Genomic DNA, 21,958 nt, shown 5'->3' on the forward strand with positions numbered 1-21,958 from the left:
AGTGCTTTCCTAATCTTGGAATCTGCTTTAAAATAAAAACAATAATGACATCATTTAGCAAAGAATTATCTTTTCGTTGGTCAGACCTTGACCCTAATTTTCATGTGCGACACAGTGCCTATTATGATTTTGGTGCTCAACATCGTATTGAAATTCTGGAAAGCCTGGGTTTAACCATGAAGGTTTTGCGATCACAAAATTTTGGTCCAATATTATTCAGGGAAGAATGCGTTTTCAGAAAAGAAATAATGCTTTCGGATAAAATAGTTATGCATACCAAAATTTCTAAAATGAGACCCGATGCTTCCCGTTGGTCAATTGTACATGAATTTATTAATGACGAAGATAAGCTTTGTGCTATAATTACTGTGGATGGTGCCTGGATGGATACAAAACTGCGCAAAATAGCCAACCCAACACCCGAAATAGCGATGGACGCTATTCGTAATTTCCCTAAAACTAATGATTTTCTAGAACTTTAAATTTATGAAACAATTTTTTAAAATTGCCAGCTGTTTACTAATCGTAATGGCACTGGCTGTAAGCTGCAGTCCGCTGATAAACGCAAACACCACTGATTTCACCACTGGAAAAGTACAGGAAATCGTAGCGGGCAAAGACGGTTATACCGCCAAATTAGCAGCAACCGACAATTCAATTTATCTAGTGACTATCAGTCGCGCCAATTTATTTGAACCAACGCAATATAGACAAGTTTCAACTGGAGAAACTATACAAGTAAAAGGGGATGTTTTTAAAATTTCAGGCGTTAATCATATGACAGTGCGAGTGCTGAAGTAACGAAAAACAAAAAGATTGTAAATCAAGAATAAAAAAAGTCAGTAGAACATGTTCTGCTGACTTTTTTGCATTCATCAAATATTTTTCTGCAAATTAGTTCTGCTTCGATTAAAAAGTCCAACAATAAACAAAAGAACAGTAGCGCCTAAAACCGCTGCGCTTGACAAATTACAACAATCGGCTTCACGACTGCCAATACCCAATCTGGCACCTAAACAGACTCCAGAAAAACTCTGGCAATTATGATTGTTCGATTAGCTATTATCTATTTTAACAGGTCAAATTATATCGTTAGAAAAAGTAATCCTTTTTTCATACTTTTATAAACGAAATGCTATTAATTTCTAACTGAAAAACAAAACATGAGAGCAACAAAATTACTATTCTTGGTAATTATCGGACTGTCCATCAGTAGTTTTAAGACTGTCACTTCTGATTCTAAAATCGTAGTTCAATCAAGAGAATTCTACCAACTCAAAACCTACGTTTTGAATACGGAACAACAAGTTCAAACCACCGAAAAATATTTAAAAGAAGCCTATTTACCAGGATTGAAAAAACTGGGAATTAAAAAGATTGGGGTTTTCAAACCAAAGCCAAATCCTAATGACACCCTTAAAAAAATTATTGTTTTAATTCCATTTTCGTCCCTATCGCAATTTCTTGGAATAGAAGAAAAATTAGGTAAAGACAAATCCTATTTAGCTGCCGGAGCAGATTATTTAAATGCGACTTATAAGCAAGCACCTTATGTGCGTATCGAATCTGTATTATTGGAAGCATTCGCTGATCATCCCACTTTGACAACTCCTGTTTTGAATAGTCCAAGAGCAAACAGAGTTTATGAATTAAGAAGTTATGAATCAGCAACAGAAGCAATTTATAGAAATAAAATGGATATGTTTAATGCTGGTGGGGAAGTAAAACTCTTTGAACGCCTTGCATTTAATCCGGTTTTTTACGGCGAAGTAATTTCGGGTGCCAAAATGCCAAACCTGATGTACATGAGCACTTTTGCAGATCAGGAAAGTCGCGATGCGCACTGGAAAGCTTTTGGAGATTCGCCAGAATGGAAGGGGCTAATCGCTATGGAAAAATACAAAAATAATATTTCCCACATCGACATCACTTTTTTATACCCAACGGAATATTCCGATTATTAATTCCTCAGATGCGTTGAAGCAACCATAACTACAACCCTGAATAAGTTGTAGTTTTTTTTATAAATCAAATAAACAGTCCTCATTTTAAGACTTATTAAAGATAAAAACGAACGCTTTAAGCACAATAAAGCAATTAAATTTAAGTATCTTTATTCCTATATACTGCTATGGATACCTTCAATCATTTCTTAAAACTTGCAGCGGGGATTGGATTATTCCTTTTTGCTATGTATTTGCTGGAGGAATCCCTAAAAAATCTTTCAGGACGACGATTCAAGCTTTTTTTGCAACACATTACAAAAAATAAATTAGGCGCTGTTATGGGCGGTGTAATCATAACAGGCATTCTTCAAAGTAGTTCAATGGTTACACTGATGCTACTGGCTTTTGTAGGTGCAGGGGTTTTCAGTATTCGAAACGCTATGGCAATTATTTTGGGTGCAAATCTGGGAACAACAGTTAATAGTTGGCTAATTGCAAGTCTGGGTTTTAAAGTGGATATTGAAGTAATTGCCTATCCTGCAATATGCTTAGGAGGCATATTTCTGATCCTTTTTAGTAATCGCAAATCAATGAAATATCTCGCCTATTTCCTTTTTGGTTTTGGTTTACTTTTCATTGGCCTTTCCTTCATGAAAACTGCAATGGAATCACAAGTACAGGATTTTGATTTTTCAAAATATGTTGAAATGCCAAAAATCGTTTTTATATTTATTGGCTTCCTAATTACCCTTATTGTACAATCCAGCTCAGTAACCATGGCTCTAACACTTAGCGCACTTCACGCCGGTGCGATTAGTTTTCCTATTGCGGCTACAATTGCACTGGGATCAGAAACGGGTACTATCATTAAAATTGTTTTAGGAGCTATTGGCGGCAATGCATCAAAAAAACGGATCGTACTGGGTAATTTATTTTTTAATATTTTTATTACTGGGTTGGCTTTCTTATTTTTGAATCCAATTCTTCTGTTGATTACTGATGTTTTGAATATAAAAGACCCGCTAATAGGGCTAGCTACTTTTTCCAGCCTGATCAACTTTTTAGCCATTCTTGTTTTTTTTCCAATACTGAATTCCTTCACAAAGTTTTTGGAATTATTTTTTAAAGATACCGATGCAGCTTCGGTTGCATTTATCAGTCATGCTACAATAAAAGAACCTGAAACTTCCCTTGATTTACTCCGTATGGAAACAAAATATTTCATACACAATTCAATGTTATTCAACTTGGAACTATTCAAAATTGACACCTTGCCACTTCGTAAAAATGATGACTTTAAAACGATCAATGAAAAAAGAAATTTCTTTTCAAAAACTATAGAAGAAAAATATGAATTTCTAAAGCAATTGCAAGGCGAGATACAATCATTTTATTTAGAACTACGAACACAATTAGAAGGAGAACAACAAGCGCAACTCAACCAAATAATTTCTGCTGTACGCAGTGCCATGCACGCTGTAAAAAGTGTTAAAGACATCGGAACAAATATTACAAACCTCCGTAATTCGTCAAAAGACATCAAGTACAATTTCTTTATACATCATAAAAAAGAAACCGAAAACCTATACCTTGAACTTTATTCAATGCTTACTCAAGGTAAAAATGCAAGCTTTGAAGAATTACAGCATCTATTTGATTCCATACAAAATAATTACTCTACTGCTCTCAATACTTTTTATACCGAAGCCGTAAACGCACCAATTGAGAAGATAGACATAACGACTGTGATCAATTTTAACAGAGAATTATTCACCTCTAATAAAGCAATGGTTATGGCTATAAAAGAGATAGTTTTAGATGAAAAACAAGCTGAAATTTTCAATGAGGTTCCAAAATATAAGACTTAAATAAATATCCATTCGCTTTATTAACTATAAACCATTGTTTAATAATAAGTTATACATGTTTACAATTATCTTTAACCTTATTTAATCCAAAAATTTTACAATATTTAGACAAAAATTTATAAGGTTTTTCTAATTGAAATTTACATCTTTGTAGATTACTCGATTTTAGATTAAAATTGTTAATCTGGTTTAAATTGGTTATTTTTAAACCTTAAAAAACACTTCATTTGAAAAACTATTTAAAGAAAATTTTAAAAATTTTCCTTTGGACATTAGGAGCAATCATACTTTTGCTTCTTTTGCTAATAGCCATTATTCAAATTCCTTCCGTTCAAAACTATGCTAAAGAAAAAGCAGTAACCTATCTTGAAGGTAAGATTAAGACCAAAATTACTATCGACACCTTACAAATTGGATTTCCACAAAAGATAATACTCAAAGGTGTTTATTTTCAGGATCAAAAAAAAGATACGCTTTTAGCCGGACAAAAATTGGCCGCTGATATTAGTCTGCTGCAATTAATTAATAACAAAATTGAGATCAACTCGCTCGAACTTGAAGGAATTACGGCTAATTTAAATAGAGATACGAAAGCAGTATTTAATTTTGAATATATCTTCAAAGCTTTTGCTTCACCAGAGAAACAAAAGAGCGATTCTCCTCCGATGCAGTTTTCTGTGGAGGAAATTAAGCTGGACCGAATAAAATTTAATTATAATGATGCCGTTACAAAAAATGATTTAAATGCTAATCTTAATCATTTTGAAACAACTGTAAAAACGTTTGATTTAGACCAGATGATTTTTGAAATTCCAAAAGCTAAAATTAATGGCTTACGGTTTAAATTAAAACAAGGTTTGGTTCAAATATCCAATAAGACCAAAGTTGCTGCTATAAAAAATGCACCCGAATCCATCTTAAAATTAAAACTGGGAGAAATTGATTTTGCCAAAATTGATTTTGATTACGAGAGTGACAAAACCAAATTATCAACTAAATTTTATTTAAAAAAACTATTAGCTAAAATTGATAAAATTGATTTTAACAATCAATTATTATTATTTGACAGTATTGATTTAACCGGTGCAGAAGGAGAATTAGCTTTTGGTAAACTTGACCCAACAACTGCAAAAAAAGAAACTAATACTGAACCTAGCAACTGGGAAGTCAAAGTAACTAAAACTGAGTTTAAACGAGTGAACCTCAGATATGACAATAATAATATTGACAGAATAAACGAAGGCATCGATTACAACCATTTAGATTTTACTAAATTAAACCTACAAGTAGATGCTTTGTATTACAATCCGGAAAATATTTCCGGGGATGTAAATTCATTAACATTTAGAGACAAAAGTGGCTTAAACGTTCAATCATTAAATGCTGAATTTTTCTATGGCAAAAAGAATGCTTTCTTCAAGAAATTATACTTAAAAACGCCTCAGACTGAATTGAGAGATGAAATTCTTATAAGTTATCCTTCCATTCAATCCTTGGTTAAAAATCCAGGGGAATTAGGGATTACAGCTAACTTTAAGAAAAGTAAATTGGGTATTAAAGATATTTTGCTTTTTGCACCCATATTAATAAAAACGAATCCTTTCATGAGTTATCCCAATGCGATACTGCTTGTAAATGGTAAAGTGTCTGGAAAATTGAAGAATTTTGCGTTTCCAGGTGTTGAAATCAGCGGTATTGGAACTACGAAAGTCGCTGCTAGCGGACGAATCATTGGTTTGCCGGACGTCAATAAAGCGTACTTTGATTTGGATATTAAAGATTTGCAATCCGGTTCTAAAGATCTCAATGGAATTTTACCTCCGGGAACTATTCCAAATTCTATTCAGATGCCTTCAAAGTTCAGTGCTGTTGGTACTTTCAAAGGCACAATTGCTAATTTTAATACCGATTTGAAGTTGGTAAGTAGTTTTGGAAACGCAAAGATCAATGGTACATACGACCGAACAATAAAAAATTACGATCGATATGATGCTAAAATGGAACTTACTAATTTTGATTTAGGGAAATTTATCAAAAACGATTCTATTGGAAAAGTCACTTTAAAGGCGAACATTAAAGGAAGTGGCTCTAATCTAAAAACAGCTACAGCTTCCTTGAACGGAACGATTCAAAAAGCGTACTATAACAAATATACGTACCATAATTTGAGTGTAAAAGGGAATATTCGTAACGGAAATTTCAACGCAACTGCGGTTGCAAAAGATCCTAATCTGACTTTTGATTTGGTTAGCAGCGGAAGCTTTAGAGACAAATATCCAACCGGAAAATTAAAATTGAATATTGATATCGCGGATTTGGAAAAACTAAATCTTCATGCTGGTCCGATGAAAATTAGAGGCGTTGTAGATGCTGATATTCAATCTGCTAATTTAGATTATCTTAATGGTACTGTAAATGCGCATAATATTGCCATTGCAAATGCAAAAGAACAATTTGTAATAGATTCAATAAGCGTAGTTGCAACATCCACTTCTGAAAAGAATACATTAGTGTTGAAATCTCCATTTATGGATGGGGAAGTAAACGGGAAATACAAGTTATCAAAAATAGCGACAGCCTTATCTAATTCTATAGCGAAGTATTACGACAGTAAGCCAAATTCAAGAAAAATCGTTGTTGAAAAACAACAGTTTGCTTTTAAAATTGGTGTAAAAGACAGTCCTATTTTATTGAAACTTATCCCCGAATTGAAAAGTCTAGAGCCTATTAACATCAATGGAAGATACAATTCTGTCAACGATTCTATAGTTCTGAACGGTACAATTCCAAAATTAATTTATGGAGAAAATACGATTACAAATGCCGTATTTAAAGTTGACACTCAAGATAAAGCTCTCGTTTATAGTTTAATTGTAGACGACATCCAAAACAAGCAAATACAATTACCTTACACCAATATTTCGGGAAAAGTACAAAACAACATTCTGGATTATACGCTGCAATTAAAAGATGTAAAAGACTTAGAACGATACTTAATAAGTGGAACTTTGCAAGCAAAAAACGGAAATAACGAAGTAAATCTTGACCCAAATAATCTATTACTTAACTACGAAGCTTGGAAAATAGCCCAAGACAATTTAATTCGTTTTGGCAAAAGAGGAATTTACGCTGATAATTTCGAATTGAGTAAGGATGGAAACAGCATTAAAATACAATCGCAGTCTAATGCTACAAATGCACCAATCGCAATTGATTTCAAAGATTTTGACATCAAAACCATTACTAGTCTAGTTGAAAAACAGGATTTACAAATGAGCGGTAAAATAAATGGAAATGCATTAGTTAAAAATGTAACTACATCTCCACTTTTTACTGCGGATTTAAACATTGAAAATTTTACTTTCAAAAAAGATACCGTTGGTAACATTAATATAAAAATAAACAACGCTTTTTCTAATAGATACGATGCGGTAATTTCGATTACAGGTCAGGGAAACCAAGTCAATTTAGACGGTAATTACAAAACAACTGACAGTAGTTTTGATATGAATCTGGCTATTGAAAAATTAAATTTGAAAAGCATTCAGGGTTTTACTTTAGGCAATATTAAAGAAAGTACCGGATTTTTTACTGGTAATTTCAAAATAACAGGGAATACCTCTCAACCTAAAGTTATTGGAGAATTACAATTCAATGAAATTGGCTTCAAAGCCACACAACTCAATTCAACATTCAAGTCTGCAAATGATAAAATCGTATTTACTGCTGACGCGATTCTTTTCAATAATTTCATTATAAAAGATGAGAAAGACAATGATTTAACTATTAACGGAAAAATTAACAGTGCCAATTTCAGCAATTTTGGTTTTGATTTAACTTTGGACGCGGACAATTTTAAAGCAATCAATTCTAAAGCGAAAGATAATGCAATGTATTATGGCGAGCTGTACTTAGACAATCATTTAAAAATATCAGGGAATTTAGACAATCCTATAGTAGAGGGTAATATTAAAATTAACAAGGACACTAAATTTACCGTAGTGATACCGCAATCTGATCCCTCAATAGCGGACAGAGAAGGTATTGTAGAATTCATTGATCAGGACAATCCACAATTAATGGGGGAAATGGCTCTGGCAGAATTTACTAGCGACTCTGAAATAAAAGGAATCAATGCTTCTGTGAATATTGAAATAGATAAAGAAGCCGAATTATCTTTGGTTATTGACAAGGCAAACGGTGATTTCTTAAAATTAAAAGGGGAAGCACAGTTAAACGGAGGAATTGATCCATCCGGAAAAACAACGCTGACCGGAAGATATGAATTATCTGAAGGAAGCTATGAAATGAATTTTAATTCAATCAAAAGAAAATTCGATATCAAACCGGGAAGTTATATTCTATGGACAGGTGAGCCAACCACCGCCGACATTAGTATCACTGCAATTTATAAAACAGAAGCAGCACCAATTGATTTAGTAAATGATCAATTAGGAACTGTAACTGCAGAAGTTAGAAATACCTATAAACAAAGAATTCCTTTTGAAACCAGATTAAAAATGACTGGTGAACTGATGAAACCTACTATTTCGTTTGACATCGTTTTACCTGAAGGAAACAATAGCGTTTCAACAGAAATTATCAATGCTACACAAGCCAAACTAACTCAATTGCGCCAAGCACCGGATGAATTGAACAAACAGGTCTTTGCCTTACTCCTTCTTAATCGTTTTATTGGAGAAAATCCATTTGCAAGCGAAGCAGGAAGACCAAATGTTTCTTCACTGGCCAGAGAAAGTGTCAGCAAAATTTTATCACAGCAACTTAATAATCTGGCGGGCGATTTAATCAATGGTGTAGAACTTAATTTTGATTTAAATACATCTGACGATTATACAACGGGACAAAAAGCAAATAAAACTGATTTGAATGTTGGAATTTCTAAAAAATTGCTAAACGACCGCTTGAAAGTTACTGTTGGAAGCAGTTTTGGAATTGAAGGTCCACAACAAGTCAATCAAAATGCCAATAATATAGCGGGTGATGTTTCTATAGATTATCAACTTTCGAAAGACGGCAGATATAAAATGCGAGCTTACCGTATCAACAAATACCAAGTGGCACTTCAAGGTGAAGTTGTAGAGACTGGAATTGCATTTATAATTACATTGGATTACAACAAATTCAAGGAATTATTTGGAAAAAGTAAAGCGCGAAAAGCAGCTAAAAAAAATAAATAATAAACTCATGAACAAGGGCCATTTACTATATTTCCTTTTGCTAGCATTGTTTGCATTTTCTTGCAGTAATACAAAATTTTTACCTGAAGGAGAACTACTTTATACTGGAGCAACAGTAAAAGTAGAAGGAAATGAAATCTCTAATAAAGAAAAAAAAGCTTTAAAAACGGCCTTAAAAGATATTCTTAGACCAAAACCAAATTCTTCAATCCTGGGATTAAGACCTAAATTATACATTTACAATTTAGCGGGAACACCAAAAAAAGAAAAAGGATGGCGCTACTGGTTGAAGACTAAAGTGGGCGAAGCCCCCGTTTTATTCAGTAAAGTCGATTTAGAATACAGCAAAAGTGTTTTACAGAACTTCTCAGAAAATAGTGGGTATTTCAATACTAAAACTTCCGCAGATTCAACACGTCACGGTAAAAAAGCAACTGCAGAATATGTTGTCAAACCTGGCAGACAATATAAGATCAGAGAAGTAAAATTCCCAACAGATTCTACTGTAATATCTAGTGCTGTTCGAAATACAGAACGCAGAAGTTTGCTAAAGAAAGATAATGGTTATAGCCTTGATGCTATAAAACTAGAAAGAATTCGCATAGATGCTAGACTAAAAGAAAAAGGCTTTTTTTACTTTAACCCGGATTATCTCAAAGTACAAGTAGACAGCACTGTTGCAGACCATCAAGTGGATCTAATCGTAAAAGTAAAAGACGAAACTCCAAAAGTGGCTGAGACACCATTTAAAATCAATAAAATTATCGTTTATCCAAATTATACCATTGGTTCAGACAGCATTCGACCAGATTATAACGCAATCAAAAAATACAACGATTTTACCATTATAGATCCAGAGAATTTATTCAAATCTAGAGTTTTTGATCGTACCTTGTATTTTAAAAAAGAAGATTTATACAATCGTACCAACCATAATTTATCCTTGAACAGATTAGTTAATTTAGGAACTTTCAAATTCGTTAAAAACCAGTTTAAACCTTCTGATACCTTAGGGAATTATTTGGACGCGTATTATTATCTCACGCCGTTACCAAAAAAATCACTTCGTTTAGAAGTCTTGGCAAAAACCAATTCTGCAAACTACACTGGAACCGAATTAAATGTAAACTGGAGTAATCGAAATACTTTCAGAGGTGCTGAATTACTTACCATAAGTGCTTTTGGTGGCGTTGAGGTGCAGGTTTCCGGACAGAATAATGGATTTAATGTATATCGTGTTGGAACCGAAGCTAATTTAATATGGCCTCGCGTAGTTGCACCATTTAAAGTCAATTCTCCAAGCGGTTTTGTACCAAAAACAAAAGCTACTCTTGGGTATGAATTTCAAAATCGAACCAAGTTGTATTCCTTACAAACCTTCAAAGGTTCGTTTGGCTATTTGTGGAAAGAAAATGAGCGAAAAGAACATTTATTGAATATCACTGAGATTACTTATGCAAGTCCGCAAAATGTAACTCCATTATACCAGGAACAAATTGCAGCTAATCCTTCTTTAGGGAAAGTTATTGAGAAACAATTAATCTTTGGTCCAACTTATTCTTATACCTACACCAATACATTAGAGAAAAGAAAGAAAAACACATTTTACTACAAAGGATCTTTAGACCTGGCGGGTAACATTGCCGGATTGGCGTTAGGAGCGAACATCTCAAAAGGAGATACAATTAAACTGTTTAATGTTCCTTTTAGCCAATTTGTAAAAATAGAAAACGATTTTAGACACTATTTGAAATTAGGTCCAGATTCACAACTTGCCAGCAGAATTATCGTAGGTGCAGGATTTGCTTACGGAAATTCGAATGAAATGCCATTTATAAAGCAGTTTTTCATTGGTGGAACCAATAGTTTAAGAGCGTTTCGGGCTCGTTCTATAGGTCCTGGAACTTATGATGGTACCGCCACCACGAGTAGTTTTTTAGCAGATCAATCAGGTGATGTAAAACTGGAGTTTAATACGGAATATCGAGCAAAAATTTATGGTCTGGTAAAAGGCGCTTTGTTCTTAGATGCTGGAAACATATGGCTATTGAAAGAGAATACTGAAAAACCGGGAGCTAAATTTTCTAAAAATTTCATGAATGAACTTGCGGTTGGAGCTGGCGCTGGACTGCGTTTTGATTTCTCTTTTCTAATTCTTAGAACGGACCTTGCCTTTCCTATCAGGAAACCTTACTTGCCGGACGGACAACGTTGGGTTTTAGACCAAATCAATTTTGGAAACAGCAGCTGGAGAAAAGAAAACTTAGTGTTTAATTTGGCTATTGGGTATCCTTTTTGATTCCGAAAAAACTATAAAAAATTATATATCAAGGCAAAGTATCAGTGAAATTATTGTTTTACTGTTTGCATATTTGTATCTGGTTCAACTGATAACTAAAATATTTTTTTACTCAACCAAAAAATCACTCTGCCATTTTTTTTCTCCCGAAATTACTTGTATGAGATACATTCCAGACGCAAGCCCCTCGGTATTTATTTGTTTGGTATTCTTAGATTGTTCCATAATTATTTGTCCTGTAAGGTCGATAATAATAATTTTATCAATTAGCATATCATCAGGAAACTGCAAGTTTAAAATTGATTTAGCTGGATTTGGGTAAATTACAATACGTTCTTGTAGAAAACTACAAGTCGATAACGACCCTGCATCCATTTTAACAATCAAATAATCATAACTTTTTTGATTTTTGGTAAGATAACCTTCCGATAAATAGGTCCATCCTGCTACTATATACCCCCCATCTTTAGTCTGTTGAATGCTCGTTGCTACATCATCATCAAAACCTCCTAGTGCTTTTTGCCACAATATCATTCCCGTTCCGTTTAATTTTACAACCCAATAATCATTACCCACATAATCATAATCCCCATTATTTCTAATGACGTCTCCATCTATTGAATAAGTCCACCCAGCTACAATATATCCCCCATCGCTAGATTGTTGAATACAGGTAGCTTTATCGTCTCTAATTCCTCCAAGTGCTTTTTGCCATTGTATAGCTCCTGTTGGATCTAATTTTACAATCCAATAATCAAAACTTCCATGATACCCATTAACATCTCCATCCGCAGAATTAGTATTTCCAGCTACTATATAGCCGCCATCAGCGCTTTGCTGGATGCTTTGTGCTTCATCAATATTAGATCCGCCAAATGTCTTTTGCCATTGTATCGTGCCTATTACGCTCAGTTTCACGACCCAAAAATCATAACTTCCGTGATTGTAAGTAACATCCTCGTCTAAAGAAGCTGTCTCGCCTGCTAAAATATAGCCTCCATCTGCTGTTTGTTCAATACTGCTTGCATAATCCCCAGCGGAGCCCCCCAATGTTTTTTGCCATTGAATCTTTCCTGTTTCATTCAATTTTAAAACCCAAAAATCCGTCTCTCCGTGATTCCCTGAAACATCACCATCTTCAGAACTTGTATAACCAGCGACAATATAACCTCCGTCTGTTGTTTCTTTGATGCTAAGCGCAGCATCGTCAAATGACCCTCCAAATGTTTTCTGCCATACAATTGCTCCTATTGCATCCAATTTTACTATCCAGCAATCATAATTTCCATGATTTTCCGTAACATCTCCATTGTTGGAGTTCGTCATTCCAGCTACGATATAACCTCCATCAGCTACTTGCAGTACACTGAATGCATAATCCTCAGCCGAACCTCCCAATGTTTTTTGCCATTGTATAGTTCCTTGCGAGTTCAATTTCACAACCCAACAATCATAATCGCCTTGATTTCCAGTAACATCGCCATCATTTGAATTAGTAATTCCAGCTACGATAAAACCTTTATCTACGGTTTCATGTATATTGAATCCAAAATCATCAAAAGAACCACCAACTGTTTTCTGCCATTGGATAGATGGTTGAGAAAAACAATTCAATTGAAAGAGAATAACACCTAAAATAAATAAAGTTTTTTTCATGATACTAGTTTTAAATATTTTTAAAATCATTCATGCATTTTCGAAAAAAAATGTAAATATTAAGGGGCTAAAATACTTTGCGAAGGCTTATTCAAACCTTTTAGATTTTGAAATTGAGATACGAACTAATCAACTCTTTTCAATTTTTAATCGTAAAATGGTAAGCGAGGCAAAAAATGAAGTTTTAACTTGCTGAAATTATGCTTAACCAAATTATATACAATATCGTAAACATCTCTATATCAAAGCTATAAATAAAAATTTATAGTAATCAACAATTAATTGTTAATTTAATTACTAAATAATATTCCTTGTTGGCCTCCAAATATTCGCTTGGTTCTTTATAGAAAGTAAGTAAAAAAAGAGCATTCATTAAATTCTACAAAATATAACTTCTTTATATCTAGAACTAATTGTACCAAGCCCAGCAGTGGATAACGTGATAAAAAACAATTAATTTTGATCCAATGTATTCCTGTACTTATACTAACAATGGATCAAATGAAGAAAAATACATTCACTATAAAGGTTGATGGTACCTAGTATCAAAAATTGGCTGACCAATAAAGATATTTAAAACTAGAGTCTGATAATAAATGTATCGTAGGAATTTATAGTTTAGTAAAAGGTGCCTTATCCATAGGTACTGAATCTATAGTAAAAAACTAATATAAACACAAGGTGCCTCCTGAAAATTATTATAAAAACCCTTTAGGGCGCTCCATCAGGTAGTTATACATTTTTTGCAAAATGCAATTTCTATTCATTTAAAAATAAACAATCTAAACAAAAATTTGCATCAGTTAAAGTGAGTAAAATGTTTTTCATTCTTGTAAACTAAGCACAATAAAGTAGGCAATACAACCAAAAGTAAAGGCATTGCAATTACAAATCCACCAATCACGGCTATGGCAAGCGGTTGATGCAATTCTGACCCCGTTCCAATTCCTATTGCAAGGGGAAACAAAGCTATAATTGCTCCAAGTGCTGTCATTAATTTGGGGCGCAATCGCGTAGAAATTGAATAAATAATGGATTCACTTACGTTTCGGGTTAATTTAAAAGTTTCTCTAAATTGCAGAAAAGTAAAAATAGCATTCTCACTTATTATTCCAACAATCATAATAATTCCTGTGTAACTCCCTACATTTAATGGTGTTTGCGTTATAAAAAGTAAGAGATAACTTCCTGCAATTCCCAAGACTGAAATTAGTAAGATTACCAATGCCACTCTAAAATCTCTAAATAGAAATAAAATAACACCAAAAACCAATAAGGAAGAAGCGATTAATATCATTAATAATTCCTTGAAAGATTGCTGTTGCTCTTTATAAGCACCTGCATATTCTATATAATAACCACTTGGCAAATGAATATTGCTTTTAACTTTTGTTTGAATATCCTGCATCACACTTCCTAAATCTCTATTATCCAGCCTTCCGGTTACAACACTTATCATTTGAAGATTTTCACGTTCTATTTCAGCCACTCCTTTTTGAGCTGAAATAGCAACTAAACTGGAAATAGGAATCGATTGACCATTAGGTAAAAACAGTTGCAATTTTTTAATGTCTTCTAAACTTCTTTTTTCTGAATTTTTATAGATTAATCGAATGGGAATTATACGTTCATTCTCTAATAAATTTCCAATAACATTCCCTTCAAGCGCAGTTTGCAACTGAAATTGCAAGTCGGCTGGAGTGATACCATATTGTGCTAACCGACTATAATTGGGCACAATATTTATAGATGGCCCAGCCAAAACAATACCATCAAATACATCAGCAGTACCTTTTACTTTTTCGACTATTGCATTTACTTTTTTGGCTATTTTTTGTAATTCTGCTTGATTATCCCCAAATATTTTTACTTCAATTGGCGAAACAGAACTCATTAAATCACCTAACATATCCCCTATTACCTGACCAAAATCAATACGCAAAGCGGGCTGAGTCGCTTCTACTTTTTGTCTGATTTCATCAATAATATCATTGCTGGTTTTACTTCGTTCCTTTTTTAATTGAATCAAATAATCCCCCCGATTGGGTTCCGTTATAAAAAATCCCATTTGCGTTCCTGTTCGGCGACTGTAGGCTTCTACTTCAGGAATTTTTATAATTATCTTCTCCACTTCTTTGAGCATTCTGTCCGTTTCTTCAATTGAAGTTCCCGGCGGGCTTTCATAATCCAAAATAATACTGCCTTCATCCATTTCTGGTAAAAAACCAGTTTCTAAATTGGGCAAAATAATAAAAATAGAAAGCACCAGTACAATACAAAATGAAATACTAATTATCGGTTTTCCAATAAAATAAGCTACCCAAGTCTGCGTTTTTACATCATGTATTTCAGTTTCTTTTTTCGTTTCCGAATTATTTTCTTTTTTGGAAAGCAATAAATAAACTACCGGAAGTAACAGCCAAGTCACAAAAAAGGAACAGACCAAAGTGATTATCATAGTATCCGTTAACACTTTAAAATACGAACCCGCAACACCGCTCATTAAAACAAAAGGAATAAAAATCACAATCGTACTTATGGATGAACCCACCATTGCCGGGAATAAATAGTGAATCGCTTTTTGCAAAAGCGAAACAGTAGGCTCATCAGGATGTTCCTCGTGTGTTCTATGAATTTGTTCTACAACTACAATAGCATCGTCAATTATTAATCCTAAAGCCGCCGCAATCGCGCCTAAAGTCATAATATTAAACGTTTGTCCGGTTAAGTACAAAACTATCAATGTTAACCCTAAAGTAACGGGAATAATAATCAAAATAGTGGCGCTGGCTTTCACCGATTTCAAAAACAAAACAGCAACAATTATGGCTAATAAAAGTCCTATTAACAAACTATCCGTTACACTTTTTACAGCATCATTTACAAAACTGGCCTGCTCATAAAATGGAGTTATTTTTATGTTTTTCGGAAGGATTTTTTTTAATGATTCCAGTTTATCACGCATCGCCTCTGATAGTACAATCAAATTTGAATTGGGTTGCTTGAGAACGGCAATAAGAATACTCTCTTTGCCATTCGCATTTACTTTTATGTATTCTTTAGCTTCCCGAATTTCAACAGCAGCAATATCTTGTAAGGTTACAATTCCTTTTCCATTATTACGAATAACTAAATTTTCCAGTTCGTCCTTTTTATCAACCTGGGCATCCGTAATCGTGAGATATAAATAGCGGTAATCCGATAAATACCCATTGGATTTTATAAAATTAGTTTGACTTAAAACTTGCGTGATAGCATCTGGTGTAATTCCTAATGCTGTCATTTTTGTAAAATCAAGTGACAACCAATATTCTTTTTCTTTTCCGCCAATAATCCTAATCTCAGAAACACCATCAATTTGAGAAAGGAAAGGTTTTATCGTATAATTGGCTATTTTTTTGAGTTCAATAGCGGAGAGACCATTTGCTTCGATAGCATATCCTATTACCGGAAGAATGGAAGGATTCATTTTTTCGACCGAAATTTGAGTATCAGGCGGAAGATTATTTTTTATCTGATTGATTTGCTCTTCTATTCTGGTTTTGCTCAAATCGATATCCGATTTCCAATCCATAAATGCCGAAATCTCGCAACTTCCTCTACTGGTTGTACTTCTGACCGTTTTTAAATCCTGTACTTTTTTAATGGCATTTTCCAACGGTTTTGTAACCGTAATCATCATTTTATCGATCGGCTGTTGTCCGGCATCAGCAATGATTTTTATTTTTGGAAAAGTAATCTCGGGAAACAAGCTCGTTTGCATTTTAGAATAAGCAAAAAAGCCTCCCAAAATAATTAGAAAAATTATGGCACTCAGTCCGTTTTTATGCTTGACAAAAAAGTTGTTCATATTTTATATTTTTAGCCACAGATTTTAAGGATTTCAAGAATCTATGACAATCTTTTAAATCTGTGGCAAACGATTTTAATTTTTTATCACTTTTACCTTAATCGTATCGGCAACACCATAATTTCCTGAAAGTAAAATTTTATCTTCAGAAGTTAAAACCGGTGCTACAATTTCTATTTTATCTGCCGTTTCAACTCCCTTTTTTATTGGGATTTTTATTGCAGTAGTCTTATTAATCAGTTTCATAATCCAAAAATCAGTTTCCGTTTCATTACTTAAAACGGCTGCTTTTGGTAGTGAAATCGTTTTTGAATTTGAACTTTTATTAATTCTGACTTTTACAATCAAGTTCTCTGGAATGTCGTGTTTACCAATGACTTTTAGAATCACACTTTGTGTTTGTGAAGTGGCATCAACGGTAGGCATGTATTTTTGAACTTTCGCTTTAACCAAAGTACTATCCGGTAATATTACCGTTAGTTCTTCATTGATAGAAACATATTTTTTGAACTCATAAGGCAAACTCAGAACGATTGCAAAACTATCGGAGTCATTGATAGAGACTAATGGATCGCCGTCCTGAACATAATCGCCTTGTTGCACATTTACTGAAGTTACAAAGCCATTTGTATTCGCTCTAACTTTTATGGCTCCGCCAAAGTTTAAACTTGGGTCAATTTTATTAATTGTATTCCCTAAAACTTTTGCCTCACGGGTCTTTATCGAAAATAATGCTGCCCCGTTAGAAACATAATCATTGGGAGCCACATTAACGGAATTCAAATACCCTGTAGCATTTGCTTTTATAACATTTTTAACCAAATAAGTTGCTGTAGCATTCAGGTCAATATAGCTTTCAATAGAATGGGTATCAATGCTTGTTAAAGTTACAGGAACACTCGCGTCAATTACTTTTTCGGCTTCGTTGCTATTTTTACAGGAAATAAGAAAAAGCGCTATTAGGATAAAAAACAGAATTGGTTTCTTCATAGAATTAGTCATTAAAACTCCAATAATTAATTTCATTTATGATTTGGAGTTTGGTACTGTTATTTTGGGAAATGGCATTTTTGATTGCTATTAAATTGCCAACAGCAATACTATATTCGGTAATTTGTGCATCGCCGGTAAGCAATAATTTTTTATTGGCTTCAATTAATGCATCAGCGATAATAAGCTGCGATTGCAACTGATTTTCTACAGCTGCTGCTTGTTTCAGTTTCAAATTCAACATCAACAATTGTTGTTTGTATTGTTTATTGAAATTGTTTTTATAGGCCAAATTAGTAGCTAATGCCGCCTCATTTTTTTGATGCTGCAAAGTGCGTTGATTTCCATCATAAATAGGAATTGACAGTCCTAAACCCACACTAAATCCGAAATTCTTATAGGCCTGATAGGCAAAACTGGAATTATAACCTGCATCACCTAATAAAGAGAAGGACGGTTTATAACTGTAATCAATGAATTCATTTTGATTTTGAAGTTTCAGGCTGTCCACTTCAAATTGTTTCAAAAAAACTATTTTATCCGAAGGTTGAACATTTTTCAAAGTAATTTCAGGCTTTTTTAAATTAATAAAAGTCGTATCGGTTTCTCCTGAAAGGTAATTCAACAAAGCCAAATCATTTTGATATTGCTGTTTTAATTGTAATAAAACCAAATCCTGCTGCTTAACAGTTGCGCTAAAAATCAAATAATCCGTTTGTTTGTAAACTGCGTTTTGGGTTAATTTTTTTAGGATGCTTGTTTCCTGTTTTAAAAGAGTTGCAATTTTCTGGTTGAAACCAATTTGTTCTGAACTTGCCGAAGCCGAAATGTATTGAGCAGCAATGGCTTTGTTTAAATCTTTTAAAGTAATTTTTTTATTCAAAACCAAAGCTTCTTTTATCAATTGAAACGAATCTGATTGCGAATTGATTCTGTTTTTTCCAATTATTTTCTGGTTAACACCTACCAAAGCAGACACGGATTGCCCATTACTTAAAGCTGAATCATAACCAAAACCATTAATTATAGGTGCATAATTAGCATTAAGATTTCCTGCAACCTGTGGTTTATAAACTGCCCGATTCAATAAACTATCCAGTGTCGCCGATTTTATTTGGTTGTTGTAATCTTTAATTAAAGGAGAATTATTTTGTGCTTTAGTAATAAAGTAATTCAAATCCTTTTCTTGCGAAAAAGATTTGAAACAAATAAAAATAAGTAATAAAAGCTTCCATTTCATTGGATAAATTTAGATAAAAAGAATGAAACTATTTAGAAATTGGTTCAACAACTAAAACAACAAAAGAATTTGGTACTATTCCTGCTCGTGGTTTCGGATTTTCTACTGTTGGTTCTGGTTTTGTACCAAAGTCTGCTGTAGACAAATACAATTGATTCGTAGTTTTATTCAGTGCAATGGTTCTGGCTCCTTTTTGAGTTTTTACAGTTTCAAGAACTGAAAAAGTATTTGCGTTACTCTCTTTTACAACAGTAATCGTTCCTTCGCCATTAGAACTAAAAATAAGATTCTTTTTTGGGTCAAAAGCAACGCCGTCACAACCAGCACCAATTGGTAAAGTCTTTAATATTCTCCCATTTGCAGCATTAACAATTATCATCAAATTATTACTACAAACAGAAAATAATCGGTTCGTAACTAAATCTATTGCCAATCCTGATGGTTCATCTCCGGGAGCAATACTCCAGGTATTTACAACTTTTAATGTTGAAGCGTCTATCGTTTTTATTTCGTTTTTATCTTCAATATTCACATAAATTAGACCTTTAGTATTGGTTACTGAAAACTCTGGTTTTCCACCCAATGGAATTGTTTTTACCACTTTATTTGTATTGGCATCAATAACCGTAGCATCATTACTTTCAGCATTGTAAACAAACACTTTTCGAGAAAATTGATCGTATAAAATGGCATCTGGTTTAACTCCTGCAATTTTTACTTTTTCAAGTAATTCAAATGTTTTCAAATTGACAATTGTAATAGAATTGTCTTTTCCGTTGCTGATAAATGCTTTATTGAGATCATTGGCAACCGCAATTCCATGAACTCCTTTTGTGTCTGGAATGGTAGCTATTGTTTTATCTGATTTTAAATCAATCACATTGACCATTGTTCCGTGTGAAACAAATAAATGTTGCGCCACATCATCAACAGCGAGATAATCCCATCCGTCATTGCCAGAAGTGCTGATTTTTTTGGATAATTTATACGTTTGACTGTAACTATTAGAAACAGAAGCAATAATTATAAATGATAGTAGTATTTTTTTCATTTGAAAGAACTTTTAAAGTTAATTTTACGAGACAAATTTCAGCTGTAATTCTATTTTAATTCTATGGAAACCACAACTCTTTACATAATTAAAAAGAGTTGGATGTAACACCCAACTCTTTATGGTATAAGTTGATTAAAAAAAGTAAAAATTACTCTTTTATCGACATCCCATTTTCTTTAAAAGCTAGGCTTTTACTCTTCATCCCTTTTTTTAAATCTACTTCATAGATTGTCCCGTGTTTCGAACTTTCTGTTTTGTCTGCCTCTGCAATTTTCCAATCACTATATTTCGATTTTACAGCGGCTAAAACCGCTTTTGGTAAATTGGCAGCTTTAATTTCTCTTTCCGTTTCCAGCCAGGTTCCATTTTCTGAAAAATTAGCAGAAATCCTGCTTCCTTCTAATGTGAATTCTGCTTCCCATTCTTTTGGCCCTTCCACTCCCCAACTTACCTTTGTTGCAGTAGGAAATTTTTTAGCGAAGGCTTTTTTTACTACATCCGGTGGAGTTCCAGCAAATGCACAACTGCAAATGAATACAATCGACATAATCATTACTAATTTTTTCATTTTTTTACATTTAAAAGTTAATTATAAATAATATCATAGTACAAATATTAAACACAATTCTATTTTAATTCTATGTAAATAAATTGTAAATCACAATATTAACTTAATAAAACAATTGACTAAAACTCCATTTGGTCAATTATTTGCAAAAAAACTTCCTGCCAATAATTAGGATGATACGAGGTTTCTGTATCTCCAAAACGGACTATAATAATATTCTTTTCAGGATACATATAGAGATATTGACCAAACAAACCAACGGCAAAATAACTGCCATATTTAAAAGGTCCTATTCCCCAATTATTATTATAAAAGTGTTTATTATTTCCGGATGGATCAGAATGTGTCGAATATTCAACCCATTTTTTAGAAACAATTTGCTTCCCATTCCAGTCCCCTCCATTCAGATAAAGTCTTCCTAATTTAGCAAAATCAATGGCTCTTGCTTGTAAACAACAAAAGGATTTTTCAATTGCTTTATCATCTTTTCGGTCTAAACTCCATGCCGCTGGCGCCTCCATTCCTAATGGCTTCCAAATTTTATCTTCCAAATATTTAGAAATTGTCCCTCCAGTTATTTTTTCAATAATATATCCCAAAAGCAGTGTGTTTTCGCTACTATACCGAAATTTAGTATTAGGTGGACATTCAAGAGTTAAATTAAGCATCCTATCTCTTAAATTATCTCCCCAATAAAACTCGGCGTTATCGGATGCAGGATCTAATTCTCTATCAGTAAACCGTATACCGGAAGTATGCTGTAACAAATTTTTTATGGTGATTTTTTCCCAACCAATTTTATCTTTAAATTCAGGTAAATAATCAACGATGAAATCATTCTCACTTTTTATTTTCCCTTCATCAATTGCTATTCCTATTAATGTAGAGATAAATGGTTTAGCCATTGAAAAGGAGGAAACAAATGAGTTTGAGGTATACCCTTTGTTATATTTTTCGTAAACAATTGTGTCATTACGAATAATTAAAAATGTGACCGTTTTATGTAATGTCGCAAAACTATCCAAGCTTACATTTGTCGAATTAAAATCCTTATTGATTACTCCTATTTTTGTTCCTAACTGATACTTTTTATTGGATTTATAAAAATTATAAGCGGGACCTTCATTATTAACTACTCTTTGAGGAAAATGTTTGTAATCACTTTGGCTAGGAATTCCCCCATATCTCAAGGATCGAAATACGTCACAAGAAATTAAGCTGCAAAATAATACAACAAGAAAAAAATATTTAAACAGCTTTTTTGATTTCATTACGCTACCTCTTTT

General features: G+C 33.3%; 13 protein-coding genes. 6 read left to right on the forward strand and 7 right to left on the reverse strand.

Annotated features, from left to right (window positions below; genetic code table 11):
* Positions 1–44 precede the first annotated feature (44 nt).
* The 6 genes from BUC23_RS05450 to tamL all read left to right on the forward strand — a co-directional run bounded on the left by BUC23_RS05450 (position 45) and on the right by tamL (position 11,314).
* Positions 45–482 (forward strand): acyl-CoA thioesterase, encoded by a 438-nt coding sequence (locus BUC23_RS05450; protein WP_073206648.1) that lies wholly within the window; start codon positions 45–47, stop codon positions 480–482.
* Positions 483–486: 4 nt separating this feature from the next.
* Entirely contained in the window at positions 487–801 is a 315-nt protein-coding gene (locus BUC23_RS05455; RefSeq protein ID WP_073206651.1) for a hypothetical protein, read from the forward strand.
* 362 nt (positions 802–1,163) lie between these two features.
* Positions 1,164–1,964 (forward strand): NIPSNAP family protein, encoded by an 801-nt coding sequence (locus BUC23_RS05460; RefSeq protein ID WP_073206655.1) that lies wholly within the window; start codon positions 1,164–1,166, stop codon positions 1,962–1,964.
* A gap of 167 nt (positions 1,965–2,131) precedes the next feature.
* Positions 2,132–3,814 (forward strand): Na/Pi cotransporter family protein, encoded by a 1,683-nt coding sequence (locus tag BUC23_RS05465; RefSeq protein ID WP_073206659.1) that lies wholly within the window; start codon positions 2,132–2,134, stop codon positions 3,812–3,814.
* Positions 3,815–4,041: 227 nt separating this feature from the next.
* On the forward strand, positions 4,042–9,015 hold the full coding sequence (locus tag BUC23_RS05470; protein WP_073206662.1) for a translocation/assembly module TamB domain-containing protein: 4,974 nt from the start codon (positions 4,042–4,044) through the stop codon (positions 9,013–9,015).
* 7 nt (positions 9,016–9,022) lie between these two features.
* Entirely contained in the window at positions 9,023–11,314 is a 2,292-nt protein-coding gene (tamL, locus tag BUC23_RS05475; RefSeq protein WP_073206817.1) for a translocation and assembly module lipoprotein TamL, read from the forward strand.
* Between the two features lie 108 nt (positions 11,315–11,422).
* On the opposite strand, the gene BUC23_RS05480 is transcribed toward tamL, so the two are convergent.
* The 7 genes from BUC23_RS05480 to BUC23_RS05515 form a co-directional block, all read right to left on the reverse strand.
* Entirely contained in the window at positions 11,423–12,970 is a 1,548-nt protein-coding gene (locus BUC23_RS05480) for a T9SS type A sorting domain-containing protein (protein ID WP_073206820.1), read from the reverse strand.
* 799 nt (positions 12,971–13,769) lie between these two features.
* Positions 13,770–16,820 carry an efflux RND transporter permease subunit gene (locus BUC23_RS05490; protein WP_073206669.1) on the reverse strand — a complete coding sequence of 1,017 codons (3,051 nt, stop codon included), beginning with the start codon at positions 16,818–16,820 and terminating at the stop codon, positions 13,770–13,772.
* A 75-nt stretch (positions 16,821–16,895) separates the two neighbouring features.
* Entirely contained in the window at positions 16,896–17,846 is a 951-nt protein-coding gene (locus BUC23_RS05495; RefSeq protein WP_084538299.1) for an efflux RND transporter periplasmic adaptor subunit, read from the reverse strand.
* Complete coding sequence (locus BUC23_RS05500; protein ID WP_073206672.1) at positions 17,815–19,050, reverse strand: TolC family protein; 1,236 nt, start codon at positions 19,048–19,050, stop codon at positions 17,815–17,817. The genes BUC23_RS05495 and BUC23_RS05500 overlap by 32 nt, the downstream gene beginning before the upstream one ends.
* Positions 19,051–19,078: 28 nt before the next feature.
* On the reverse strand, positions 19,079–20,101 hold the full coding sequence (locus tag BUC23_RS05505) for a YncE family protein (protein WP_073206675.1): 1,023 nt from the start codon (positions 20,099–20,101) through the stop codon (positions 19,079–19,081).
* A 151-nt stretch (positions 20,102–20,252) separates the two neighbouring features.
* Entirely contained in the window at positions 20,253–20,672 is a 420-nt protein-coding gene (locus BUC23_RS05510) for a PepSY-like domain-containing protein (protein WP_073206678.1), read from the reverse strand.
* A 119-nt stretch (positions 20,673–20,791) separates the two neighbouring features.
* On the reverse strand, positions 20,792–21,943 hold the full coding sequence (locus tag BUC23_RS05515; protein WP_073206681.1) for a serine hydrolase domain-containing protein: 1,152 nt from the start codon (positions 21,941–21,943) through the stop codon (positions 20,792–20,794).
* Between the last annotated feature and the right edge of the window lie 15 nt (positions 21,944–21,958).

Origin of the sequence: Flavobacterium xinjiangense (assembly GCF_900142885.1) — a bacterium.
GTDB lineage: Bacteria > Bacteroidota > Bacteroidia > Flavobacteriales > Flavobacteriaceae > Flavobacterium > Flavobacterium xinjiangense.